Below are 24,008 nucleotides of genomic sequence, written 5' to 3' on the forward strand. Positions count from 1 at the left end.
TGTGCTAATTTGATCGCACCCGGCGACGGAGAAGAAGAAGGGACCCGCACATGGTCGTGACCAGTCCGCTCTCGATCGTTGCGCGATCTGCTCTGCAGCTGCGCGACGCGGGGCCTGCGACCGTGAACGACCTCTCACGGTCGCTCGAGATCTCGCGCACCTCGGTCGAGAACGCCGTGACGGTGCTGGCCGACTCCGGCCTGATCATCGATGCCCCTGTGCACAACGGCGGCGGTGCCGGACGCCCCGCCCGCCGCTACTCGTTCCACGCCGCTGCCGGGACCGTGGTCGGTGTCGACATCGGCGTCGCGAGCGTCCGTGTCGTGCTGGCCGACCTCGCAGGTCTCGTGATCGCCCAGCGCAGCTACTCCGGAGTCGCCGAGCAGCCGGACGGAGCCTCGAAGCTCGCCGCCGTGATCGACGACGTGCGCCGTACGCTCTCCGCCGTCTCGATCCCCGCCTCGAAAGTGCGCGCGGTCGGCGTCTCGCTCCCCGGCATCGTCGACGACGCCGGGCGCGTGACGACCTCGGTCGTGATCCCCGAGTGGTCGGGCATCGACATCGGCTCGCAGCTGCGGCACGCGTTCGGCTGCCCCGTCGCGGTCGACAACGGCGTGCGTCTGGCCGCCGTCGCTGAGCACCACCTCGGAGTCGCGCAGCTCGTCGACGACGTGATCTACCTTTCGGTCGGCAACCGCATCGCGATGGGTCTCATCCTCGGCGGACGCCCGCGCCGCGGCATCCACAACGCCGCCGGTGACATCGGCCGCCTCGCCTTCCGCGGGCTGAACACCGAGACCGGGCAGATCTCGTGGCGCACGGCCCCGACCGCCGCCGAGGTGTTCACCCTCGCCCGCGGCGGAGACACGGCCGCGCAGCAGGAACTCGACGGCTTCATCGACGAGCTCGCCCACGGCATCGCCACCCTGACCATGACTGTCGACCCGGCCATGATCGTGATCGGCGGCGGACTCTCCGCAGCTCACGAGCAGCTGCTCGATCCGCTGCGGGCCGCCCTGCCCGGCCACCTCGGGCTGCCGTTCCAGGTGCCGATCGCCGAAGCACGACTGGGCGCCGAAGCTGCGGCCCACGGCGCGGTCGTGCACGCATTCCACCGGCACGCCGCCGAGATCTACGGCATCGAAGACATGCCGGCACCGCCCATCACCCCCCTGCCGCACGAACCGGCCGGGACCGACGACACGACCGTCGAGAACATCGAGGAGAAGCAGTGAGCACGTTGAAGGTCGGACTCATCGGCGCCGGCGGCATCTCGCGCGTGCATGCCGATGCCTGGCGGGCGCTCGGCGCCGAGGGCTATGTCACCTCGCTCGTGGGGGCGGAGGAGATCGCCGACGAGTACGGGTTCGAGCTCGTCGACGACATCGACACGCTCATCGGACTGGTCGACGTCGTCGACATCGTCACCCCGAGCAGCACCCATGCCGACTTCGCGCTGCGGGCCATCGCGAGCGGCCGCGACGTGATCTGCGAGAAGCCGCTCGCGGCCACGGCCGAAGCCGCCACCACCGTCGCGCGGGCCGCAGAGGCCGCCGGCGTTCGGCTCTTCCCGGCCCATGTCGTGCGCTACATGGGCGAGTACGCGCAGATCAAGGCGGGCATCGACGCCGGCCGCATCGGCACCCTCGCGGTGCAGCGGTTCAGCCGGGCAGGGTCCGCACCCCAGGCGCCCTGGTTCTTCACGGAGAGCACGGGCGGCGGAGTGATCCGCGACCTGATGATCCACGACATCGACCAGGCGGTGTGGTTCGCCGGCCCCGTCGCGACCGTCTTCGCGGTGCAGAACCCACCGACCGTCGATGACAGGGTGCCCGCGCCCGTCACCTCGCACGTCGTGCTCACCCACCGCAACGGCGTGATCAGCCACATCCACGGCAGCTGGGTCGCACCGGGCATGCCCTTCCGCACGAGCGTCGAGGTCGCCGGCTCCGAGGGACGACTGCGCTACGACAGCGCCGACGACAACGCGCTGCGCACCGACGCGGTGGCCCCCGAGGGCGCCACCGACTACCTGCCGCCGATGTCACCGCAGGAGAGCCCGTACTTCGCCGAGATCGCCGACTTCGTCGCCGCGCTGCGCGAAGGCCGTGAGGCCAGGGTCAGCCCTGCGGACGGTATCGAGGCCGTCGCCGTGGCCGAGGCCGCGTACGCCTCGATCGCCGCCGGCGCTCCGGTCACGCTGTCCGACCACTCCCCTGAACGCTCCACCTCCGAGGCCGAGGAGGCTGCCCGATGACCACTCCCGCCCCGCTGCGGATCGCCGTGCTGTCGTTCGCGCACACGCATGCCCTGAGCTACGTGCACGCGCTGAAGGAGATGCCCGGGGTCGAGCTGATCGCCGCCGACCCCGACGGTGCCACGGCTCCCGACGACGCCCCTCGTGGCGCCGCGCTGGCCGCCGAGCTCGGTGTCGCCTACGTCGACAGCTACGACGAGGCCTTCGCCTGGAACCCGGATGCCGTCGTCATCGCCGCCGAGAACTCCCGGCACCGCGCCCTCGTCGAGCGTGCAGCCGCGGCCGGGGTGCACGTGCTCTGCGAGAAGCCGCTTGCCACCTCGGTGGAGGACGCGATCGCGATGCGCGAGGCCTGTGAGCGGGCCGGCGTGATCCTGATGGTCGCCTACCCGGTGCGCTTCGCCCCGAGTGTTCGCGACGCCATCGCCGAGCTGCGCAGCGGCCGCCTCGGGAAGATCCTCGGCGTCACCGGCATCAACAACGGAAAACTCCCTCAGGACCGGGCGTGGTTCACCGATCCGGAGCTGGCCGGGGGCGGAGCCCTGGTCGACCACGTCGTGCACTGCGCCGACCTGCTCGACGAGTTGCTGGGCGAGCGGGCCCGGTCCGTGCGCGCCGTGTCGAACAGCATCCTGCACGCGCAGCGAGAGCTCGAGGTCGAGACCGGCGGACTCGTCACGATCCAGTACCCGAGCGGGGTCATCGCCACGATCGACTGCTCCTGGAGCTGGCCGATGAGCTCGGCCACCTGGGGCGGACTCACGCTGCAGGTCGTCGCCGAGCGCGGGACGGTCACGGTCAGCCCCTTCGCCAAGGGCGTCGCCGGGCACGATGCGCAGGGGGAGACGTGGAGCCCGGTCGGCGCCGACCTCGACGCCCTGCTGCTCGACGAGTTCGTCCGCGCTCTGCGTGAGGGCAGGCAGCCCCAGCCCGACGCCGGCGTGGGCATCCGCACGGTCGAGATCGCCAAGGCCGCGCAGGCCTCCGCATCCCGCGGCGGCGAGGTCGTCGCGCTCACATGACTCCGCTTTCGAATCGCGCGATCGGTTCCGATCCCGGCTGAGGGGGACCGGCCGCACGATTCGAAGGCGGTCCACCACGGCAGAGAGGCCAGGCATGCAGACGCCCGAGGCGACCACCGGATGGCGGCAGCGTGCGCTAGCGGTGATGCCGGTCGGATCGAGCACGAACTCCAAGGCGCCCACCCTGCTGCCTGAGGAGCCCGAGGTCATCGTCCGCGGGAATGGATGCCGCGTCTGGGACGACCGCGGGCGCGAGTTCATCGACTACCGGTGCGCGCTCGGCCCGGTGACGCTCGGGTACGCGGATCCGACGGTCGACGCAGCCATCCGCGCACAGCTCGACGACGGCATCCTGTTCGGTCACCCGCATCCGCTCGAGACCACGACGGCCGAGCTGTTCTGCTCTCTCATCGCCGGCGCCGAGGCCGCCCGCTTCCTGAAGACGGGTGGCGAGGCGCTGGCCGCCGTGATTCGCATCGCCCGCGCGCACACGGGCCGCGACCGCGTCGTGCAGATCGGTTACAACGGCTGGCTCAACTCCCTCGCAGCGGGCGCACGGGTGCTGCCGGGTGCGACGTCGGATGCCGTGCCGGGTGTTCCCGCCGCCCTCGCCGCGCTGCACCACGCCGTCGACTGGGAGGATCGCGCGACACTCGATCGCCTGTTCCTCACCCGAGGCTCGGAGATCGCGGTCATCCTCGTCGCCGCCGACTACCCCGCCGTCCCCGAGGCTGCCGGCTTCTACCGCTACCTGCGCGAGCTCGCCGACCGGCACGGCACGCTGCTCGCCTACGACGAGATGGTCACCGGCTTCCGGGTGGCTCTGGGTGGCATGGCCGAGGCCACCGGCGTGCTCCCCGACCTGTCGGTGTTCGGCAAGGGCATCGCGAACGGGATGCCCCTCGCCGTCTACTCCGGGCGCCGTGAGGCGCTCGGCGTCCTCGACCGTGGCGAGGTCGTCGTGACATCGACCTACGGCGGCGAGACCCTGTCGCTCGCTGCGGCGACCGCCACGATGACCGCGATCCGCGACCATGGCGTCATCGCCCGGCTGCACGCGACGGGAACGCGGCTGCAGGAAGGCCTGAACGCCCTGCTCGACGAGGCCGACGCCGGCATCCGACTCATCGGGCACCCGGCGTGCCCGCAGTTCGTCGGCCCCGACGCCGAACTCCAGACGTTCCTGCGGGCTGCCTTCCGTAACGGACTCTCGTTCTACCGGGTCGTCTACGTCAACGCCGCGCACACCGATGCCGACATCGATGAGACCCTGCGCCGTGTCGCGGTCGCCCTGCGCGAGATGGCAGCGGCATGACCGGCATCGACGCCCACACGCACCTGGATGAGGGGCGCTTCGACCCCGAGGTGCTGGCGGCGGGCGCGCGCCTCGGCATCGACCTGTTCCTGTGTAGCAACATCGGCGGATTCCAGCCGCACCCCGGCCTCGACGAGGTGCGCGAGATGAACGCGGTCCTCGCCGGGGAACTGCGCCGCCACCCCGATCATCTGCGCGGCTACTGCTACGTCAACCCGCGCTTCGGGCGCGACAGCCTCGACGATCTGCGACGCAACGTCGAGGACCGCGGGATGATCGGCATCAAGCTCTGGATCGCGACACTCGCCGACGATCCGCTCACCGATCCGATCCTCGAGTACGCCGCGGAGCACCGTCTGATCGTGCTCGCGCATGCCTGGCGCAAGACCGTCGGACGCTTCCCCTACGAGTCGACGGCCGACCACATCGCGGCCGCCGCGCGCCGGCACCCCGACGTCCGGTTCCTGATGGCCCACCTCGGCGGACAGCCAGAGTCGGCGCTGAACACCGTGCGATCGGTGCCGAACGTCGCGGTCGACACCTCCGGCACGATCATCGGCGCCGGCGAAGTCGCCCTCGCCGTGCAGCGGCTGGGCCCCGACCGAGTGGTCTTCGGATCCGACCTGCACCACATCGACCTCGCTGCCAATGTGGGCAAGGTGCTCGGCGCGGGACTCGACTCCGACGCTGAGGAGCGCGTGTTCGGCGGAACAGTCGCCCGCTGGCTCTCGGAGGTTGCGGCATGACCGAGCAGGCGCGCCGGATGCTGGGCGCGTTCTCCGAGCTCGGCGCGACCGACACCTCATGTTTCCTCGGGCAGTGGCCGTACCGGCTGTCGGCCGCCGCGGACGCCGACGCCCTGCGCTCCTACGCCGCCCGTCTCGGCCTTCGCACCATCTGGGTGTCGCACCTGGCATCACTGTTCGGCTTCGACACCCGCAGCGGCAACGAGGCCGCCCTCGCCGCCTGCGCAGGTGACCCCCGGTTTCGGGTGTTCGCGACGATCGATGCCCGCGACCCCGGCTGGCAGGACGAGCTCGACGAAATGGTGGCGGCCGGAGCGCAGGGTGTGAGGGTCGCTCCCGGCTTCCACCGCTACGACGTCGCCAGCGTGCGTCCGGTACTCGACGCGTGCGCGGAGCGTGGGCTTCCTCTGCAGGTGATCGCACGGCTCGACGACGCCAGGGTGCGGCATCCGCTCTCTCCCGCGATCGACATCGAGGTGCATCGGATCGCCGACCTCGTGCGGGACAGCTCCGCGTCTCCGCTGCTGTTGACCGGACTGAACCGCGCGGACTGGACCGAGCTCGACAGGCACCTCGGCGACGACGCACCCGAGTGGCTCCGTCTCGACCTGTGGCACGTGAACGGTCCGACGCACGTCGTCGACCGCCTCGCCGACGACCCGGAGCGCTGGATGTTCGGCAGCGGCTTCCCCCTGCAGACCCCGGAGGCGACGGCGCTGCAGCTCATGGCGTCCGCCCTCTCCCCCGACGCACTGCGGGCGATCGTCTCAGGCAATGCAGCCGCGGTGTCGGGCTGATCCGCACACCTGCCTTGCCCCTGCCCGCCCCCTGACACGCGAACGGCCGGCCGACTGTTCGCCGACCGACCGTTCCCGGTGCACCTCTCGGGTCAGTTCCCGTCGAGGTGCTCGCGGCGTCGTCCACGCAGGACCAACGCTGCGCCGACTGCGATGACCAGAACCGCACCCACGAGACCCCCGACCGCGATGTCGCCTCCCGTGATCGCGAGACCTGCGGGCGGCGACGGACGCCGGTCGTGCGTGGTGCTGCACGCGGTGCTGCAACCAGGGCTCGTCACGGTGTTGACGAGCACTCCGTCGCCACCGGTGCCGACAGTGACCGAGTAGGTGATCGTCGCCACGTCACCCACGGCCAGGTCGCCCCGCCACGCGAGCATTCCGGTGGCGGCGTCGATCGAAGCGGTGCCGGACGACGCCACGAGGTCGTCGTTGTACGCGGCGTCATCCAGCACCTCGGTGAGGTCGTCGTCGAGGAGCGCGCCCGGCACGGCTGCCACCCCCTGCTGGGTCACGGTCAGCGTGTAGGTGATGACAGACCCTGCCGCCAGCGCGCTGCCCGATGCGGGGTCCGACTTCTTGACCACCGTGTACCCGCCGACCGGGGTCTCCGTCTTGTCGGGGGGAGTGACCACCGGAGGCTTTCCCGGCGGGGTGCCGGTTCCGGTCGCGGTGTTGACGACCTGTCCGGCGGCGAGGTCTGCCGCGGTGATCGCGTAGGGCTTGTCGGCCTTGCACACGACCGACTCCGAGGGCGCCAGGGCGTCGGGAACACAGGTGACGCCGATGCCCGCCGCGGTGAGCTTGTCGTCATCGATCGCGAGACCGGTGAGGTTCGTGTTGCCGGTGTTCGTGAGCTGGAACTCCCAGTTGATCTGATCGCCGACGTCGTTGTACCCGTTGCCGTTGACGTCGACGACTCCCGTGACCCGCTTGTCGAGGGTCATCCCCGGAACGAGGGGATCGTTGAACACGGTGCAGATGACGGCGATGCCGGCGACCTGCGGAATCGTGATGCTCCCGGAAGGCCCGGTGCCGGAGCTGATCGTGGCACCCTGCGCCCCGGCCGCGTCGGAGCACTCCCACCGGGCGGCATAGCCTGCGAGATCGGTCGTCCCTGCAGCCGCCTCGGCGAAGTCGTAGGTGACGCCCGGCTGCACGATCACCGAGCCCGCACGTTCGGCGGGAGACTGCGTCTGGAGCCCGAGGTCGGTGCCTTCGGTGATGCCGGTGGTCCCGGCACCCGGAACGATACCGCCGCCGGTGATCGACAGCGCGAACTGGTCGGTGGGCTGCACCCGGCCGGCGACGTTCTTGAGCACCGTCAGGGTCGGCGGGGCTCCGCAGGTCGCGAAGTCCGACACCAGCGAGCCCGCGATGCCGGTGACCGGCACGTTCCCGACGAGCGCACCCGTGGTCGCGTTGATGCGAAGAATCGGCCCCGACCCGCCACCGACGTACAGCTCGCCTGTTCCGCTGAAGGCGACGGCCGCGTACGACACCCCGGCGACAGGATCGATCGCGGTGAGCAGCGACGAGGTGAGCGAGGAATTCGAGCCCGTGCTGGGGATCGTGCCATCGACGCGGAGCAGTCTGCCGCCCTCGGAGGCGCTCCCCACGATGTAGAGCTGCCCGAGGGTGTCGAAGGCGAAGTCGCTGTTCGCGAGCGCGACGCCGTCAGGAAGCTGGATGGTCGCGGCGACGCCCAGGTTCGTGTTCGTCGCGGGGTCGTAGACGGCGATCTGATAGCTCGTGCCGCCGAGCCCGAGCCCGCCGTAGTAGTAGAGGCCGTTGGTCGGGTTCACCGCTCCGCCGACGCTGCTGTAGCCGGTGAGCACCTGCGCGGGGGTCGAGACGAAAGAGTCGCTCGACATCGTGTAGTTGTACACCTCGCCGGCCTTGGTGAAGAAGAGGTTCCCCCCACCCGGCGCGATGCCGACCTGGTTGACGACGTCGCCCCCAGGGAGATCGACGGCTTTGGTAGCGGTGCCAGTCTCCGAATCGATCTGCCAGAGGTCGCCGTCACCGGTGCCCTGACTGGTCGCGTAGACCGTGGATCCCGTGCACTGCAGATTCGATGCCGCCTGGGCCGATGGTGCATTCGCGGCAGAGACTCCGACGAGACCTGCCGAGACCATCAGCACCGCGGCGATGCCGCCCCATAATCCGCGAGAGCGCGGACGGCCGTGGGCAGTGAACATGGATTCTCCTTCGTTGCGGGTGCATCGCTCGGAACCGGGAGGTCGGGCCTGGCGCTCAGGTCGGGCCTGGCGCGACGACGCGGATGAGAGGCATCGCTGATGCCTCGAACCCCCGGTGCGGTCACGATGATACGTGAAGGTAACCTTCTACTCCTAGAAGGTGAAGTGAAGAATATCGCTCGCGCTGAGACCTCAGGCTCGGTCGCCCGCCGTCAGGCGAAGGGCGTATACTGACGCGTTGGGTCATCAGGCCCCGAAGAGTCCCGAAAGGCGGTGATGGCGATGTCCGATGATAGTTACGACGCCGCCCTCGCTGCGTCGCGACTCCCTGCGCTAGCTCGTTGACCTTCCGGTCCGCTTTCGCACGTCCTTCTCCGCAGCCGTCGGCGGCGTCATCCGCCCCCTGACGAATCCGCGCACGGAGCTCTCTGCTGCCGTGCACTGCGAGAACGGAGCCGCATCATGGCCCTCATCGACAACGGCGTGTACGTCCACGGACGTCGCGTGGAGACCCCGAAGAACCTGGACGAGACCTACCGGATGCTGGATGCCGCCGGCGGCATCGCCTGGATCGGCCTGTACCGACCCAGCCCCGAGGAAGTGGCGTCGGTCGCTCGCGAATTCGACCTGCATCCGCTCGCCGTCGAGGACGCTCTCTCCGGTCACCAGCGCTCGAAGGTGGAGCGCTACGGCGACACGCTGTTCGCAGTGCTGCGCCCTGCGCGCTACCGCGACGAGCAGGAGTCGATCGAGTTCGGCGAGCTGCACCTGTTCGTCGGCCCCGACTTCGTGGTGACGATCCGGCACGCCGAGTCGCCGAACCTCGCCGCCGTGCGCGCCCGCATGGAGGCGAACCCCGCCCTGCTCGCGATGGGCCCCGAGGCCGTGCTCTACGCGATCCTCGATGAGGTCGTCGACGGGTACGAGCCGATCGTCGCAGGGCTTCTGAACGACATCGACGAGATCGAGGACCAGCTCTTCGGCGACGGCGATGACGATGACGCCCTCTCCCGTCGCATCTACGAGCTCTCCCGCGAGGTCATCAACTTCCAGCGCGCCGTGCATCCGCTGAACGGGATGCTGGAGTGGTTGCGTCGGGGATCTGAGAAGTACCGCATCGACGAGGAGCTGCAGCGATCCCTGCGCGATGTGCTCGACCACACGATCCGCGTCAACGAGAAGATCGACTCGTTCCGGGCGATCCTCGAGAACGCGCTGACCGTGCACTCCGCCCTGGTCGCCCGTCGTCAGACCGAGGCCGGGCTCGCGCAGAACGACGAGATCAAGAAGATCTCCTCGTGGGCGGCGATCATCTTCGCCCCGACGCTGGTCGGCACGGTCTACGGGATGAACTTCGACGTGATGCCCGAGCTGCATTGGGCGTTCGGATATCCCATGGCCATCGGCGCGATGGTCGCCTTCGCCGTCGCACTGTTCGGGGTGTTCAAGTACAAGAAGTGGTTGTGAGGCCGCCGGATCAGGCCTGTCCCGGGCGAACATCGCAAGATACCGGTTTTCGCGTGACGAACCTCTCTCAACCCCGTCTCTGAAGGTATGGCATATGCCATACCTTCAGAACGAACGGAGCAAGAACACATGCGAACCTCACGCAAGATCATCGCCTCGACAGCCATCGCCGCAGCGGCCGCCGGCATCTTCCTCGCCGCGCCCGCCCAGGCGGACGACTACAGCAACGACGTGACCGCGAAGGTCACGGACGGCCGCGTCTACGTGCAGCGCGGCGAGACCTACACGTACGACGTCATCCTCACCAACCACGCCTCGCAGGCCAAGACGGTCACCGTGAACGATGTCCTTCCGTCGAAGCTCGCTTTCGTGTCGAGTGACGACTTCGTGGTCGGAACCGACGGTGCGCTCACCACCGAGGTCCAGATCGCGGCAGGCGCGTCGGAGACCGTATCGCTCACCGTCCAGGCGAGCACCACGCTGATCGGCAACGTGACCAACTTCGTCACGGTCGATTCGCACAGTGGTCTCGCCCCGTGGCGCGCGTGGGACGGCAACGTGATCCTTCGCTGACCCGGATCGCCACGCACTCCACGAGTGCCCCGTGAACAGTCGACGCCCGGGAAGAGTGCCCCGCACTTCTCCCGGGCGTCGACGCGTGATCGCAGGGCTGTGAAGGGTCGCCCCCTCACCCGAGGGGCTCCCCGGTGCTGGCGAATCGGGGGTCGTTTCGCCGGGCGAAGCCGCGCGCGCTCTGCGCGGACAGGGCGAGCAGAACGAGGATGTCGAGGGCGACGCTCGCAAGCGACGTCCGGAACGTCACCTGGATGCCGGCGTTCCACCAGTCGAGGAAGACGACGATGATGCTGATCGAAGCGAAGCTCATCGCCACGATGCGGGCCCAGTTCGACCCGGTGAACACGAGGCCGGCGAGCACGCCGTAGAAGAGGTACCAGACGCCGAGCGCGCTGATGCCGATGATGATGAAGATGTCGGCGACGTCCTGAGGCACGATCATGACGCCGTCAGCCGAGGCGAAGAGCTCCTGCCTGATCGCCGCCCAGTTCAGCACGTAGATGAGGATCGAGACGAATCCCCAGATCACGCGGAGCGACATCAGCACAGTGCCGAGCCCCGTGGCCAGAGGACGCTTCACGACAGGCCTCGCAGCTCCGTGACAGGCGCCTGTTCGACGGGCTCCTCCGCCGCACCGGCCGAGCGCACCGTGGTGACGTGACGGAGATCGATGACCGGCAGGTCGCCGTCGGTGTGGATGCTGTCGCCACCGCCGTTTCGTGAGTGATAGCCCGTCGAGAAGTCGCGGATGATGACGATGCGCACCCCACTGTCGGCACCGCGAAGGGTGCGGACGATGTGATCGCGTTCGATGTCGATGTCGGCATCGATCTTGTGGGTCACCTGCAACGTGAACAGCGAGAACCCGACGGCGCGATCGAATGTGCCTGCGGCCACCCAGTCCACCCGGTGTCCGCCCGGGAGCATCCATCCTTCGGGACAACGCCAGAACCTGACATGGTGCCGCTTGGCGGGGTTGCCCGCGACCTCCTGCTGATAGGCGAGATCCTGACGGCGACCGAACAGGAAGAGCGGACTGACGGGAGCCTCGTCGTAGCTGCGTCGCAGCAGGGTCGACAGCACGATCCGCCGAGTCGACGCGGCGGTGACCTCATCCGCGCGCGTCCACCCGGCGTCGGCCATGCATCGGGTGAGCTGCTCCTCGGTGCCGAGGACCGCGAGATTCACCGGGTCACCGAGCAGACCATCGCTCGTTCGCGCTCGCCCGATGAAGTAACTGGGCACGTAGATGCGGGTGAGGATGGAGTGCAATCTCGGCAGCACGAGGTAGGCGAGGATCAGCCAGAACGCGATCGCGAACGCGATGGCCCACCAGCCCCACGAGAACGCCTCGGTGATGATGAGGTAGGCGAGCCAGATCGCTGCGAGCCCTGCGAACACGAAGAAGGCGTCGTCCAGGGCCGCGTTGACCGAGAATCGACGGCGCTGCACGAGGGGATCCCGCCTCTTGACCGGTTCCTCCATGTCCACATCCTAAAGACGCGACGCCCGAGCCGCACCGACTTTCGGGTCTGCCGCAGCCGATCTCACCCCGACCTCACCCCCTCCCGCAGATGCCGGTCTGTCAGGATGACCCGATGGGTGAAACTTGGGATGCACGAATCGACCGCTTCTGGGAAACGGCGGACGAGGATCAGCCGGACCTCACGATCGCGACGATGCGACAGCTCGTCGATGAGCGCCCCGGCGATGACCCTGACGCCACCTACGAGTGGGCGTCGGTGCACGACTTCCTCGGACGAGAGGCCGAAGCCGTTCCGCTCTACCGGAAGGCGCTCGCCGACGGCCTGACCGGCGACAGGCGCCCTCAGGCGATCATCCAGCTGGCCAGCTCGCTCCGCAACGTCGGCGAGGCCGGTGCCGCCGTCGAGCTGCTGCAGGACGCTGAGGCCGACTCCGTGACCGGCGATGCGGCCCGCGCGTTCCTGGCGCTCGCGCTCTACGACGATGGGCACCCCGGCGAGGCGCTGCGCGTCGCCCTGAAAGCACTCGCGCCGACGCTGCCCCTCTACCGCCGCTCCGTCTCCTCCTACGCAGACGAGCTCGCGGAGTAACTCACCCGGCGGGCGGGTTCGACACAATCATCCCGCTCCTCAGCGCGGCTGAGGCTCTGCTCGGGCCAGGGCATCGGCAGCACGCACCAGCGCGAGGTGCGAGAAGGCCTGCGGGGTGTTGCCGAGCTGCCGCGCGGAAACCGGGTCGTACTCCTCCGAGAGCATCCCCACGTCGTTCGCCAGAGCGCACAGCCTGTCCATGAGGGCGTGGGCCTCGTCGAACCGGCCGGTCACGGCATACTGCTCGACCAGCCAGAACGAGCATGCGAGGAAGGCACCCTCAGATCCCGCGAGCCCGTCCACACCTGTCCCGGTGCGATAGCGGCGCACGAGCCCGTCCGGCATCAGCGTCTGCTCGATACGGTCGACCGTCGCCAGCATCCGCGGGTCGTCCGGCAGGCAATAGCCCACCTGAGGAAGAAGCAGCAGGGAGGCGTCGACCTCCGTCGTGCCGTAGTGCTGCACGAAGTGACCGTCGACGACGCCGTCGCGGTCGATCTCCTCACGCATCCGATCCCGCAGGCCGCGCCACCGCTCCACCGGACCTTCCAGGCCGTACTCCTCCACCGCGAGCACCGCCCGATCGAACGCCGCCCACATCATCACCCGCGAGTGGGTGAAGAGCTGCGGCTCGCCGCGGATCTCCCACAGCCCCTGGTCCGGGCGCTCGATCTGCTCCGAGGCGAATCGCACCAGGGTCCGCTCCAGCGGCCACGAGAAGTCAGACTCGTCGAGCCCCGCCGCCCGCGCAGCCGAGAGCGTCACCAGCACCTCGCCGACGACATCCGCCTGATACTGCTCCGCCGCACCGTTGCCGATCCGCACCGGTGACGACCCCTCATAGCCGGGGAACTCCGACAGCACCCGCTCGGGGAGATCCCGCTCTCCTGCGGGTCCGTACATGATCTGAAGGTCGGAAGGATCCCCTGCGACCGCTCTCAACAGCCACTCCCGCCACTGCCCGGCCACGCCGAGGAACCCGTGGGCGAGCAGCGCCTCGAGGGTGAGGGCGGCATCGCGCAACCAGACATAGCGGTAGTCCCAGTTGCGCACGCCCCCGATCTCCTCGGGAAGCGCCATGGTGGCCGCCGCCGCGATGCCGCCGGTCTCGTGGTTGGTCAGCGCGCGCAGGATCAGGAGCGACCTGACCACCTCGTCCCGGTGCGGGCCGTCGTGCGAGATCCGGTCGGCCCAGTCCTGCCACCACGCCTTCGTGGTCTCGATCTCGTGCTGCACGTCCAGCGTCGGCGGGAGCTCGAGATGCGAGCGGAACCAGGTCAACTGCAGATCCCGTACGTCACCGGCCTCCACCGTCACCTCACCGCGATGCTGATGATCGATCGCCGTCAGGGGCGCACCGCGAAGGGCGACCGCATCCGGTCCCCCCATCGCTACCAGGCACGGTTCGCCCTCCGACCCGACCTGACGCACCCACGGCATCACCCTCGCGTAGTCGAAGCGGATGCTCAGCCTCTGCTCGAACGTCATCGATCCGCTGATGCCGACCACCCGGCGGATCAGGTCGGTGCGGCGGATCGTCGCGTTCGGATCGAGGCCGATCGGCATGAGGTCGTGCACCTCGGCGACGGCGTCCGCGCTCTCCCAGCGGGTGACGAGCACGAAGGTGTCATCGTCGTAGCGCCGGGTGCTCACCGCATCCGGATCGGTCGGACGGAGCAGCCACCGCCCGTGCGACTCATCGCCGAGCAGTGCTCCGAACGTCGACGCCGAGTCGAGTCGCGGCAGACACAGCCAATCGATGCTCCCTCCGGAGGAGACCAACGCAGCCGTTCGACAGTTGCTCAGCAGCGCGTAGTCCTCGATGCGCGCACCTGGATCATCCCCCACGACGATTCATCCCTTCTATTCGGGCGACCGGATGTCGATCCCCTCGAGGTCGACATTCGCGTCATCGCCGATGGAGACGGCGACCGACCCCGTTCCCGTGGCCTCGACTCCGCCGGTGATCGAGACCTCGCCCGAGCGCCCCTCCACCTCCAGTGTGACCACGTTAGTCCCCCCGCTGGCGAGCTTTCCGCCGATGGCGAGCGCGTCTACCGATCCGCCCGCCGTGATGCTCAGGGCGATCGCCTTGAGAGTCATCTGCACCCCCTTGACCAGGCTCAGCCCCTCGCCGCCGCTCGTGGCGACGTCGCCGTCGACCGTGAGCCTCCCCATCGGCTTGCTGATCTGGATACCGATCGACCCGTCGCCGGTAGTGCGGATGCTCTGGAATCGCGCATCGCGCAGTGTGCCGTCGTAGAGGTTGAACCCGCGGGCACCGTTTCCCGTGGTGACGATCGGCGCCCGCACATCGAGGGTGTCGATGTCGCCGAAGTTCACGAAGCCGATGCCGCTGGGACCGTGGGAGGTCACCGCTGCGGTCGCGGTCCAAGTGCCGACCGATCCCCAGTTGTCGAGCACCATGTCGTTCGGCCCGTAGGTGGTGACGGTCCCGGTCGACTGCACGACGTCGACCGTCGCACCGCTGATCACGAACACTCCACCCGAGATCAGGTCCGGCGTCCCCGCCGGAATCGCGCCATCGGTGTGCACCTCTCCGGTGCGCAACTGCGTGACGTGGACGGTGCCCCCGTCGCCGTGCCCGTTCTGATCTCCGTGTCCTCCGACGAAGATCCCGCTTCCGTACACCGGCTCGGCCTCGGTCCCGGCGGAGATGTCGAGCAGTTCGGCCGTCAGCTTCACCTCCGGATCCGCCTGCCGATTCCAGAGCGTGAATCCTCCCTGCAGAGCATCCACGCCGAACCCGTGCGGGCGATGGAACCGCCCACGGACGTCGGCGGTGATCACACGCACGTTCTCGGCCTGCACGTGCCCTGCGCGCACGCGATCCTCGGCCAGGATGACGATCTGCCCGCGCGTGGTGACGTTGCGCAGCGTGAGGGTTCCGAGATCGGCGACCCCCGTGTCGTTGAGGATCGCCGCCTCCTCATCGGCCGTCAGGATCGCGATGTCTTCGAGCGTGTTGTCCGAGGTGAGGCGCACACCCCTGGCTCCGAACCGCAGAGTTCCGCCGCGAAGACGCGTGCCGGGCGGAAGGGTGAATCCGGGAGCCCCGTTGATCGCCCCGCGCACCTCGATGTCCTGGGCCCCCGCCGCCAGAGCATCTGCGAGTTCCTGCGCCGTCGACACGGTCACCACGTCATCGACCGCCGTCATCGTCTGCCTTCAGCAGCTCGACGTTCTCGCGCGCCCACGTGGGGAAGTCCTTGAGCCCTGGAACCAGCCGTCGCAGCTTCGTCAGGTCGCGCGCCCCGGTGAACTCCACGTCGAAGTCGCCGTAGTACTGGAACATGTTCGCCGTCTCTTCGCTCCCCGGACCGCCGGCACTGCGGGCGTCGTCGTACGAGACCGACCGGAAGCGCACCGGCTCCCCGAGCACCTCGCCCATCACAGCGGCATACTCGGCTCCGGTGAGGTGGTCGCCGGCCAACCCGATCGTGCGGCCGATGTACTCGTCTCCGGCAGCCAGGATCGCGAACGCCGTGCGCCCGATGTCGGTGACGTCGACACCCGAGAGGCGTTTCCCGTCTTCGATCGGAAGCGAGAGCGTCAGCACACCGTCTTCTTCCCTCCTCGGCCCCATCACGGAGGCCGCGAAGTTCTGGAAGAAGAAGGTCGTGTTCAGATAGGTGGTCGGCACGCCCGCTGCGGCGAAGAGTGCGTTCCCCTCGCCCTTCGCGTCGAAGTGCGGCACGTTGTAGTGCTCTTGGAGCACGGGCATGCGGGGGTCGGTGATCGGGAGCAGGTCGCGCGTGTCCTCCAGGGTCGACCACACGACGTGGCCGACCCCACCGGCAGCAGCCGCCCGAGCGAGAGTTGCGACCTCTTCGAGCTCGCGCGTCGCAGATCCGTGCGCCCAGAAGTTCGTCACCAGGAACGCCCCGTCGACGCCGTCGAGCGCAGCGACCACGCTCGCCTCATCGGCGAAATCGGCCTGCACGACTTCCGCACCCCGGGCCGCAAGCGCTCGGGCCGACGCGGATGACGGATCGCGCGTGAGTGCCCGGACGGCGAAGCGCCCCTCGGCGTCGGCGAGGATCGCATCGACGACCCCACCACCCTGCGCACCGGTCGCACCGGCGACGGCGATCTTCTTCGGTTCGTTCATGGTCGTTCCTTCTGTTGTTCTGCAGCGGGATACGGAATCGGGTGCGGGATCGCTTACAGGGCTGCGCGCGCCTCCTGTTCGGTGACCGTCTTGCCGAGGCCGCCGATCTCGTGCAGTTCGCCGTAGACCTCGATGCGGACGGACTGGTCGAGTCCGCCGACGTTCACCGGCGCGAACCCGGCGGTGCGGATCAGCGATGCGACGGCGTCGCCCGCGGCCGTGTCGTCGGTCGCGTAGAGGAGGGCGATCGCGGGATCCTGCCGTGCGCTCACCTTCAGGGATTCTGCGCCGAGGGTTCCGAAGGCCTTGACGAGCGAGGCTCCGGCGGGAAGCTTCGCGGCGAGGATCTGCCCCGAGGACTCTTCCGGTGCGATGATCTTGACGAATCCGCCCTTCCCGTCGGGGCCGAGGGGGTTGGACGGATCGACGACGATCTTTCCGTCGAACACGTCGGAGTTCTCGTCGATCAGCTTCTTCGACACGTCGAACCAGACGGCGAGGATGACGACGTCGGCAGCGGCGACCGCGGTGCGCACGTCGGCGGATCGGGCGCTTCCACCGACGGCGGCGGCGAGAGCTGCCGCCTTGTCGAGGTCGTGCCCGGCGATGATGAGGTCTTCGCCTCCGGCTGCGAGGTCTCGGGCGATGATGCTGCCGATGTTGCCGGTTCCGATGATGGCTGTAGTCATGAGTGTTCTCCTGTGGTTGTCTATGCGGATCTGGTTGTCTATGCGGACTTGTTGAACATGTAGCGGCTGATCTTCCACTGGCCGTCTTCGACCGCGAACGTGAAGATCTCGCGGTTCGACTCGGCCGTGGAGGTCGATGTCGCGCGCACCGTCTGGGTTCCGTTGCTGCGGGTCAGTGCCGCCGCAGCGGTGTCGCTGAACACGGTCAGCTCGTCGATCGTGAAGACGACCGAGAGGTGGATCGCCGCGAAGACGTTGTCGTAGGCCTGCGTGAGCTCCGACCCCGCGGCTGTGGGAAGAGTGGTCGGCATGAACACACCGTCCCGCGTGTAGCACGACACGGCGAGCGCGGTGTCGTCGGTGTTGAGTGCCCGTTCATAGGTGGCGAGCAGCTGACGGATATCCTCTTGCGCTGACATGGCCTGTCCTTCTCGTTCGTTTCGCTCTGGAATACTTTCCGCGGAAAGTATATGGTCGATGAAGCGTAACCCACTCGACGCAGGAGGTATTCCTTGAACCGCACGATCGCCGAAGCAGCCCTCGACTCGGCAGAGGATGCGATCATCACCGTGGACACGACGGGCCACATCACCTCCTGGAACCCGGCCGCGCAGACCGTGTTCGGGCATTCCGCGGACGCTGCCATCGGCCAGACGCTGGCGTTGATCATCCCGGCCGAGCACCGCGCCCGTCACATGGCCGGCTTCCATCACGCGATGGATTCCGGAACCCTGATCCATGAAGGACGCCCCGCTCGGGTCATCGGCACGAAGGCCGACGGAGCGCACATCGACCTCGAGATGACCTTGGGGGTCATCGACGGCGAGAACGACGCACCATCGGGCGTGGTCGCAGTGCTCCGACGGGGAGCAACCGAGCCGATCTCGTTCGTCCCGTGAAGCGCGCTGCGATGCGCCCCAGGCCCCTGCGAGGTTGGGCCACTTTCCGAGGAAAGCATATGGTCGAGATGGGCAACCCGATTCACGCCCATCACCCCCATCGCCCCCAGCCCATCAGGAGTACCTCATGGAGGACCTGCATCAAATCTTCAATGACCTCATCCGCTTCGAGACCGAAGTGTGGGATGCGGTCGAGCGTCGCTTGCGCGCGGACTACCGGCTGCCCTTGAGCTGGTTCGAACCCATGCAAGTGATCAGACGTGTCGAACACTGTCGAGCATCCGACATCGCGCGCGAACTCTCGATAACCGAAGGCGGCACGAGCAAGCTCGTCGCCCGCATCGAAGCCGCGGGCTACTGCGAGCGCGAGACCGCGCCCGATGACCGGAGGGCTTCGTTCATCACGTTGACCGCCGCTGGAGAAAGCGTGCTCAGGGCCGCCTCGCTGAGCTACGCCGACGAGTTGGAGCTCTGGTTCCGCGGAGCCGTGCCCGACGCCGAGCTGCGTCAGTTCGCCTCGACGCTGGCGATGCTCCGGATGCGCCGGCCGGCGCGAACCAAAGAGGTCCCCGCCCCCTGACGGCTGCGCCTCCCTCCGAAGACCCTCGAAAGAAAACGGCCGGTCCCACAACGGTCCGGCCCCAACCGCAAGGAGTCAGAATGTCCACGAAACCGACGATCATCCTCGTACACGGGTTCTGGGGAGGCGCCGCCCACTGGGCGAAAGTCATTGTCGAGCTGAAGCGGCGCGGCTATGAGTCGCTCCAGGCCGTGGAGAACCCGCTGACCTCTCTCGCCGATGATGCGGAGAGGACCCGGAAGATGATCACGCAGGTCGACGGTCCCGTCCTTCTGGTCGGTCACTCGTACGGTGGTGCGGTCATCACCGAAGCGGGCGACCTGCCCAACGTCATCGGGCTGGTCTACGTCGCAGCCTTCGCCCCCGATGCGGGCGAGAATCCCGGACAGATCAGTGCGGAGCACCCGCCTGCAGCGTTCGAGAACCTCGCTCCGGACAGCGACGGATTCCTGTGGGTCGCGCAGGACAAGTTCCAGGAGAGCTTCTGCCAGGATCTGACGGAAGACGAAGCGCTGGTCATGGCTGTGACCCAGAAGGCTCCGCTCGCGTCGACGTTCGGAGACAACGTCACGGCACCCGCGTGGAAGACCAAGCCCACCTGGTACCAGGTGTCGACGCAGGATCGCATGATCGACCCTGACAACGAACGGCGCATGGCCGCCCGGATGTCGCCCCGCAAGATCGTCGAACTGGATGCCAGCCATGCTTCTCTGGCCTCGCACCCGGGAGCGATCTGCGATCTGATCGACGACGCGACCACAGCTCTCGCCGACGCCTGACCCGACCGGCCGTCGGATGCCGCGGGCCCACGCCGCGGCATCCGACGGTCACTTCTCGTCGGAGCCGCTGATCTCGTCGAGCAGGTCTTCGAGCGCGTCGAAGTCGATGCTCTCGGACCCGTCGAGCTCGCGCACCTCGACACCGTCGACCTCGAGCTCTTCGTTCAACTGCACGAGGATGCGCGAATCGGGGAACTGCTTCGGCGCGATGAAGGCGAGCAGCGATGCGTCGGCGAAAACGACCACGGACGTTGCCTCGAGGTCATCGCGCAGGTCGATCTGCTCGACGATCGGCTCGTCGTCCACGGCATCGTCGATGTCGGTGGCCACCTCGTCGAGCACGGTCCGCCACTTCGACTCGCCCACGGAGAGGATGCGCGAGACCGCAGCGATCAAGGCCTCGTGATCGACCTCATCCCCGTGTTCATCTTCGTCTTCGAGCTCCGGGTCGACATTCACGTTCACCACGGTGCCCGCCGCGTCGATGCTCGCTCGCCCGTAGACGAGACCGTTCTCGGCGATGGGGTCTTCGAGCAACCCGCTCTCGACGATGCGGGCCAGAAGGGTGTCGAGCGCAGGCGAAGTCATACCTCCAGTCTTTCGCATCCATCGCGATCGCGGGCGGTCATCGTCTGTGAAGGATCGGGATGAGGAGCACGCCGGCGGCGGTGAGGGCCGCAGCGACCGACAGCACCCCGGATGCGCCGGTGAGGCCGTACGCGAAGCCGGCGACGACCGGCCCACCGAACGCCCCGAGGTTCAACGCCGCCGTGGCGTAGGCGCCTCCGAGCACCGGAGCGCCCGACGCCTGTTCGACGATGCGAGCGATCAGCGCCGAGCCGACGGCGAACGACAGCATGCCGCCGACCGCCGCACCGACGAAGACCGCCGGCACAGAGCCGACGCAGAGAGCGAAGACAGCCCACGCGGCAGTCGTGGCCACCGTGCCGACGGCGATCCAGGTGCGACCGAAACGGGCCGCCCACCGACCGGTCGCGGTTACTCCGAAGAACGCGCCGACCCCGAAGGCCGCGAGCAGCAACGGGGTGAATGTGTCGGCGACCCCGGCATCCGCGCCGATGACGGCGAGGAACGTGAACACTCCGAAGGTCGCGGCGTTCACGAGCACCGCGAGCATCACGGCGACGAGCACGGACCGACGACGCAGTTGCGCGAACTCCGCGCGCACATCGATCCGCGGCGAGGGCGGGAGCGCACCGAGCGTCCGATCTCGCAGCAGCGCGACGACGGCGGGGAGGCACAGCAGCACGACAGCCCAGAAGGTGGACCGCCAGCCGAAGGAGTTCGCCAGCAGGGAGCCGGCCGGCACGCCGACGATCGTGGCCAGTGTCGTCCCCGCGAGCAGGGCGGCGACGGCACGGGTCGTGTATGCCGGAGCAACGATCGCCCGCACGGTCGACAGAGCGATCGCGAGGAATCCGGCGTTCGCCAGTGCAGCGATGACTCGGCTGAGCAGGAGCATCCAGAACGAAGACACGACGGCACCCACGACATGGGCGGCGATGAAGACCAGGAGCAGCAGCACCAGCGTGCGCCGCGGAGGCCAGTGGCTGGCGAACACGGCCATCATCGGGGCACCGACGACCATGCCGATCGCGAAGGCCGAAGTCAGCAGTGCCGCCGTCGCGGGGTCGACGCCCAGATCGGCGGAAAGCGGGAGGAGGAGGCCGGCGAGCATGAACTCGCTGGTGCCCTGGGCGAAGATCGCCAGAGCGAGGACAGGGATGAGGAAGGGCATGAAGCATCCAGACGCGGAGACGCCGCTCGGATCGCAGAGAGCGATGAACAGCGAGTGAGAAGGGTCGACTCAGATGCGGGGAGCGCACGACGTGCACTCGACCCGCGATCTACGGTCTGTCCGACTCAGGGCTCACGGTTCCACCGTAACCGACGCAGGCGCCATCACGCTGAAACAGGATGAGGGGGCCGCCCACCCTGGACGGCCCCCTCTGTGATGCCTCACTGCTCGGTGCTACCGGGCGCTGCCGTAGTACGCGACGCCGGGGAACGCGACCCCGTCGCCGTTGCCGTTCCAGACACCGGTGAAGGTGATCACGACCGTCTGACCCGAGGCCAGCGGCCCCTTCCAGTCGATGCTGTTGCCGTCGACTGTCGCGTTACCACTGGTGGCGGTGACACTGGACGGGTTCCACGAGGAGTCGTCCAGGACGCCGGCGAGGTTGTACGCGATCTCGCTGTTCGCCGAGTCGACGTTGCCGTTGTTGGCGAACTCCATCCGGTACGTCACCGTCTCGCCCGGCTTCGGGTCGGTCGGGCTCGAGTTGAACGTGTACTGGAAGAACTCCCGCTTGACGGTGTCGGTGTCGGTGTCGCACGCCTTCGACGCGTTCGTCCCGACGACACAGGCCTCGTTGGTCAGGGGGCCGGGAGGAGCCGACTGGTTGACCTTGGCGTTGACCTTCAGCGTGACCGACTGTCCTGGAGCAAGGGTGCCCAGGGTGGCGGTCACGTTGCGACCGGCAGAGGTCACCGTGGTTCCCGCCGGACCGCTGCCGGAGACGAAGTCGAGACCGGCCGGAAGCGGATCGCTGACCACGACGCCCTGCGCCTGACCATCGCCCGTGTTCTTCACGATGATGTTGTAGGTCAGAGCCTGACCGAGCGCAACCTCACCGAGGCTGTCGTCCTTGTCGATCGTCAGGACCGGCGTGGTGGGCTTATCGATCGTGGTGTCGTCCCAGTCGCACGCCTTGCTCGACGAGGTCGCCACGCAAGCGTTGTTGCGCACGTTGCCGACCGGAGTCGACGTGCTGACCGTGGCCTTGACCGTGAGCGTCGCCGAAGCGCCGGGGGCGAGGGACGCGATGGTGCCCTCGACATGCTGTCCGTTGATGGCGACCTTGCCAGCGGTGCCGGCCGTGTATGCCGCCGAGATCCCGGTCAGGCCGGCGGGCAGATCGTCGCTGATGACCACATTGCTGGCCGCACCGTTTCCGGTGTTCTTCACGACGATGTCGTAGGAGAGCTGGTCGCCGATGAGCGCCGCGTCGCGGTGGTCGTTCTTGTCGATCGTCAGGACGGGCTTGGTGGGCGGCTTGGGCTTATCCACGTCGATGTCGATGGTGTGCAGGTCGCTGGGCACCTTGGTCCACTTCGGGATAAGACCGAGGAATGCACCCTTGGAGAGCATCGTGACCTGGAACTCGACCTTCGAGACCGTGCCGTTGACCTGGACGGTGCCGTTCTTCGCACCGAGGTCGTTCGAGGTGATCGTGCTCCCGGTGACGTCGAGGTTCCCGCCGGCCGAGCTCAGACTCACCCCCGGGGTCTTCAGCGTGTACTTCGCGGAGCTGCGCACGACGCCACCGATCGAGTAGACGTCGCCGCCGAGGTTGCCGAGCTTGATCTTCGGGTTCGTCACCTGCTGGCCGAAGTCGACGACCACGGTGCCGCGGACGCACTCCGTACCGTTCTTGCAGGGGAAGCCCTCGTTGAGTCCGATGATGTTCAGGCCCAGCTCGCCGCCGTTGCGGACGGTGGCGAGGTTGACCGCGTCGCCGGAACTCTTGATCTGCATCTTGTCGGTGGTGGTGATGGTGGCTGTGGCACCGGCGGCAGACGCAGTACGGGTGTCTCCCGAACCGGTCCAACCATTGATATCGACCGCGTTGGCGGCAGGTGCGGCTACAAGGGCACCGACCGCGAGGGCGGCGAGCGCCCCCGCGGTCAGCGCACCCCTGAGCAGGGATTTCTTCTTCATGTGAACTGTCTTCCTCTCTCGGAGACGATGCCGGTCAGCTGACGGTCGACTGGCGACGATGCAGCACGATCGCACCGGCAGCACCGGCAGCGAGCACGCCGGCGCCGACGAGCCCGATGGCAGGATCGATCAGCGGCACGGCGGGACGCTCGGCGAACTGGTGGTTGTAGGTATAGGTGAAGCGCGGATCGTCGGTGAAAACACCGCCGGTGTAGAGCACCTGAGCGCTGTTCTCGATCTGCGGGCCCCAGTAGTCCTTGTCGACCTGGAAGGTCGCCAGCGGCTTCTCGATCCGGGTTCCGCCGTCATGAGTGACGTTGAAGGTCCACACCACGTTGCTGCCGACGAGCACGCCGCCCGAGTTCGCCGAGACGAAGCTCGTGTGCGCGGGCACGGGAAGGACCACCTTGTACACGCCATCGATCTGCTCGTCGTTGACGAGCTGCACGACAGCGCCTTCGCTGATCTGCGATTCCGGCGTCACGCCCTGGGCGGCCGTCTGGGTGGCCCGGCCGAGGTACCCGCGAACCTGAGGCGGAGTCCCCTCTGTCCCGGTCGTGGTGGTCGTGGTGGTCTCCGGCGTGACCGGCTGCTCAGCAGCGAAAGCCGCCTGGCCGCCGAGCACGGTTCCTCCCGCGATCAGCAGGCCGATCCCGGTTGCGCATGCGGACTTGAGGATCTTGTTCATCCTGTGCCCCTTTCATCGTTGGTGACGGCGAGCAGACTGCTGC

Annotated in this window: 24 protein-coding genes; 12 read left to right on the top strand and 12 right to left on the bottom strand. The window is 68.0% G+C overall.

All coding sequences use genetic code 11. The features are described from left to right. Window positions 1-50: 50 nt before the first annotated feature. The 6 genes from ACIQTX_RS00400 (at window position 51) to ACIQTX_RS00425 (ending at window position 6,137) form a co-directional block, all read left to right on the top strand. A complete protein-coding gene (locus tag ACIQTX_RS00400) occupies window positions 51-1,235 on the top strand; it encodes an ROK family protein (RefSeq protein WP_402967429.1) in 1,185 nt (394 codons plus the stop codon). Further along, the gene (locus tag ACIQTX_RS00405) at window positions 1,232-2,257 is read left to right on the top strand and encodes a Gfo/Idh/MocA family protein (RefSeq protein WP_402967432.1); all 1,026 of its coding nucleotides are present in this window, start codon (window positions 1,232-1,234) and stop codon (window positions 2,255-2,257) included. Before ACIQTX_RS00400 ends, ACIQTX_RS00405 begins: the two co-directional genes overlap by 4 nt. Then, window positions 2,254-3,279 carry a Gfo/Idh/MocA family protein gene (locus ACIQTX_RS00410; RefSeq protein ID WP_402967435.1) on the top strand — a complete coding sequence of 342 codons (1,026 nt, stop codon included), beginning with the start codon at window positions 2,254-2,256 and terminating at the stop codon, window positions 3,277-3,279. Before ACIQTX_RS00405 ends, ACIQTX_RS00410 begins: the two co-directional genes overlap by 4 nt. Window positions 3,280-3,373: 94 nt before the next feature. Beyond that, on the top strand, window positions 3,374-4,594 hold the full coding sequence (locus tag ACIQTX_RS00415; RefSeq protein WP_402967438.1) for an aminotransferase class III-fold pyridoxal phosphate-dependent enzyme: 1,221 nt from the start codon (window positions 3,374-3,376) through the stop codon (window positions 4,592-4,594). Continuing rightward, on the top strand, window positions 4,591-5,340 hold the full coding sequence (locus tag ACIQTX_RS00420; protein ID WP_402967441.1) for an amidohydrolase family protein: 750 nt from the start codon (window positions 4,591-4,593) through the stop codon (window positions 5,338-5,340). Before ACIQTX_RS00415 ends, ACIQTX_RS00420 begins: the two co-directional genes overlap by 4 nt. Beyond that, window positions 5,337-6,137 (top strand): amidohydrolase family protein, encoded by an 801-nt coding sequence (locus ACIQTX_RS00425; RefSeq protein ID WP_402967444.1) that lies wholly within the window; start codon window positions 5,337-5,339, stop codon window positions 6,135-6,137. Before ACIQTX_RS00420 ends, ACIQTX_RS00425 begins: the two co-directional genes overlap by 4 nt. A 92-nt stretch (window positions 6,138-6,229) precedes the next feature. Here ACIQTX_RS00425 and ACIQTX_RS00430 read toward each other — a convergent pair whose 3' ends face one another. Next, window positions 6,230-8,338: a hypothetical protein gene (locus ACIQTX_RS00430; RefSeq protein ID WP_402967447.1), complete on the bottom strand. Its 2,109-nt coding sequence runs from the start codon at window positions 8,336-8,338 to the stop codon at window positions 6,230-6,232. 462 nt (window positions 8,339-8,800) lie between these two features. Between ACIQTX_RS00430 and ACIQTX_RS00435 the strand changes: the two genes are divergently transcribed. After that, complete coding sequence (locus ACIQTX_RS00435) at window positions 8,801-9,805, top strand: magnesium and cobalt transport protein CorA (protein WP_402967450.1); 1,005 nt, start codon at window positions 8,801-8,803, stop codon at window positions 9,803-9,805. A gap of 129 nt (window positions 9,806-9,934) precedes the next feature. Beyond that, the gene (locus ACIQTX_RS00440) at window positions 9,935-10,378 is read left to right on the top strand and encodes a hypothetical protein (protein ID WP_402967453.1); all 444 of its coding nucleotides are present in this window, start codon (window positions 9,935-9,937) and stop codon (window positions 10,376-10,378) included. 115 nt (window positions 10,379-10,493) lie between these two features. Here the strand turns inward: ACIQTX_RS00440 and ACIQTX_RS00445 are convergent, their stop codons facing one another. Beyond that, complete coding sequence (locus tag ACIQTX_RS00445; RefSeq protein ID WP_402967456.1) at window positions 10,494-10,961, bottom strand: hypothetical protein; 468 nt, start codon at window positions 10,959-10,961, stop codon at window positions 10,494-10,496. After that, window positions 10,958-11,866 carry an LssY C-terminal domain-containing protein gene (locus ACIQTX_RS00450; RefSeq protein WP_105528149.1) on the bottom strand — a complete coding sequence of 303 codons (909 nt, stop codon included), beginning with the start codon at window positions 11,864-11,866 and terminating at the stop codon, window positions 10,958-10,960. The genes ACIQTX_RS00445 and ACIQTX_RS00450 overlap by 4 nt, the downstream gene beginning before the upstream one ends. 113 nt (window positions 11,867-11,979) lie before the next feature. Between ACIQTX_RS00450 and ACIQTX_RS00455 the strand changes: the two genes are divergently transcribed. Further along, complete coding sequence (locus ACIQTX_RS00455) at window positions 11,980-12,456, top strand: tetratricopeptide repeat protein (RefSeq protein WP_402967459.1); 477 nt, start codon at window positions 11,980-11,982, stop codon at window positions 12,454-12,456. A 39-nt stretch (window positions 12,457-12,495) separates the two neighbouring features. Here ACIQTX_RS00455 and ACIQTX_RS00460 read toward each other — a convergent pair whose 3' ends face one another. From ACIQTX_RS00460 to ACIQTX_RS00480, 5 genes are read right to left on the bottom strand one after another with little or no spacing between them, the layout of a single operon-like run. Beyond that, window positions 12,496-14,304: a glycoside hydrolase family 15 protein gene (locus tag ACIQTX_RS00460; RefSeq protein WP_402967462.1), complete on the bottom strand. Its 1,809-nt coding sequence runs from the start codon at window positions 14,302-14,304 to the stop codon at window positions 12,496-12,498. A gap of 15 nt (window positions 14,305-14,319) precedes the next feature. Next, window positions 14,320-15,636 carry a hypothetical protein gene (locus tag ACIQTX_RS00465; RefSeq protein ID WP_402967465.1) on the bottom strand — a complete coding sequence of 439 codons (1,317 nt, stop codon included), beginning with the start codon at window positions 15,634-15,636 and terminating at the stop codon, window positions 14,320-14,322. Continuing rightward, on the bottom strand, window positions 15,620-16,588 hold the full coding sequence (locus tag ACIQTX_RS00470; RefSeq protein WP_402967468.1) for an NmrA family NAD(P)-binding protein: 969 nt from the start codon (window positions 16,586-16,588) through the stop codon (window positions 15,620-15,622). The genes ACIQTX_RS00465 and ACIQTX_RS00470 overlap by 17 nt, the downstream gene beginning before the upstream one ends. Window positions 16,589-16,641: 53 nt before the next feature. After that, window positions 16,642-17,277 carry an NADPH-dependent F420 reductase gene (locus tag ACIQTX_RS00475; protein WP_402967471.1) on the bottom strand — a complete coding sequence of 212 codons (636 nt, stop codon included), beginning with the start codon at window positions 17,275-17,277 and terminating at the stop codon, window positions 16,642-16,644. Window positions 17,278-17,315: 38 nt separating this feature from the next. Next, on the bottom strand, window positions 17,316-17,696 hold the full coding sequence (locus ACIQTX_RS00480; protein WP_402967474.1) for a YybH family protein: 381 nt from the start codon (window positions 17,694-17,696) through the stop codon (window positions 17,316-17,318). A gap of 93 nt (window positions 17,697-17,789) precedes the next feature. Here ACIQTX_RS00480 and ACIQTX_RS00485 point away from each other — a divergent pair, with 93 nt between their 5' ends. The 3 genes from ACIQTX_RS00485 (at window position 17,790) to ACIQTX_RS00495 (ending at window position 19,535) form a co-directional block, all read left to right on the top strand. Further along, a complete protein-coding gene (locus tag ACIQTX_RS00485; RefSeq protein WP_402967477.1) occupies window positions 17,790-18,176 on the top strand; it encodes a PAS domain S-box protein in 387 nt (128 codons plus the stop codon). Window positions 18,177-18,303: 127 nt separating this feature from the next. Further along, window positions 18,304-18,756 carry a MarR family winged helix-turn-helix transcriptional regulator gene (locus ACIQTX_RS00490; protein ID WP_402967480.1) on the top strand — a complete coding sequence of 151 codons (453 nt, stop codon included), beginning with the start codon at window positions 18,304-18,306 and terminating at the stop codon, window positions 18,754-18,756. An 80-nt stretch (window positions 18,757-18,836) separates the two neighbouring features. Next, window positions 18,837-19,535: an alpha/beta hydrolase gene (locus tag ACIQTX_RS00495; protein WP_402967483.1), complete on the top strand. Its 699-nt coding sequence runs from the start codon at window positions 18,837-18,839 to the stop codon at window positions 19,533-19,535. 48 nt (window positions 19,536-19,583) lie between these two features. On the opposite strand, the gene ACIQTX_RS00500 is transcribed toward ACIQTX_RS00495, so the two are convergent. The 4 genes from ACIQTX_RS00500 to ACIQTX_RS00515 all read right to left on the bottom strand — a co-directional run bounded on the left by ACIQTX_RS00500 (window position 19,584) and on the right by ACIQTX_RS00515 (window position 23,965). Then, window positions 19,584-20,123 (bottom strand): cytochrome C5, encoded by a 540-nt coding sequence (locus ACIQTX_RS00500; protein ID WP_402967486.1) that lies wholly within the window; start codon window positions 20,121-20,123, stop codon window positions 19,584-19,586. 37 nt (window positions 20,124-20,160) lie between these two features. Beyond that, window positions 20,161-21,294 (bottom strand): MFS transporter, encoded by a 1,134-nt coding sequence (locus ACIQTX_RS00505; RefSeq protein ID WP_402967489.1) that lies wholly within the window; start codon window positions 21,292-21,294, stop codon window positions 20,161-20,163. Between the two features lie 234 nt (window positions 21,295-21,528). After that, window positions 21,529-23,277 (bottom strand): COG1361 S-layer family protein, encoded by a 1,749-nt coding sequence (locus ACIQTX_RS00510; protein ID WP_402967492.1) that lies wholly within the window; start codon window positions 23,275-23,277, stop codon window positions 21,529-21,531. A gap of 34 nt (window positions 23,278-23,311) precedes the next feature. Beyond that, a complete protein-coding gene (locus tag ACIQTX_RS00515; RefSeq protein ID WP_402967495.1) occupies window positions 23,312-23,965 on the bottom strand; it encodes a hypothetical protein in 654 nt (217 codons plus the stop codon). Window positions 23,966-24,008: the final 43 nt, after the last annotated feature.

This window comes from Microbacterium sp. NPDC090281 (genome assembly GCF_044769635.1).
Classification (GTDB): Bacteria; Actinomycetota; Actinomycetes; order Actinomycetales; family Microbacteriaceae; genus Microbacterium.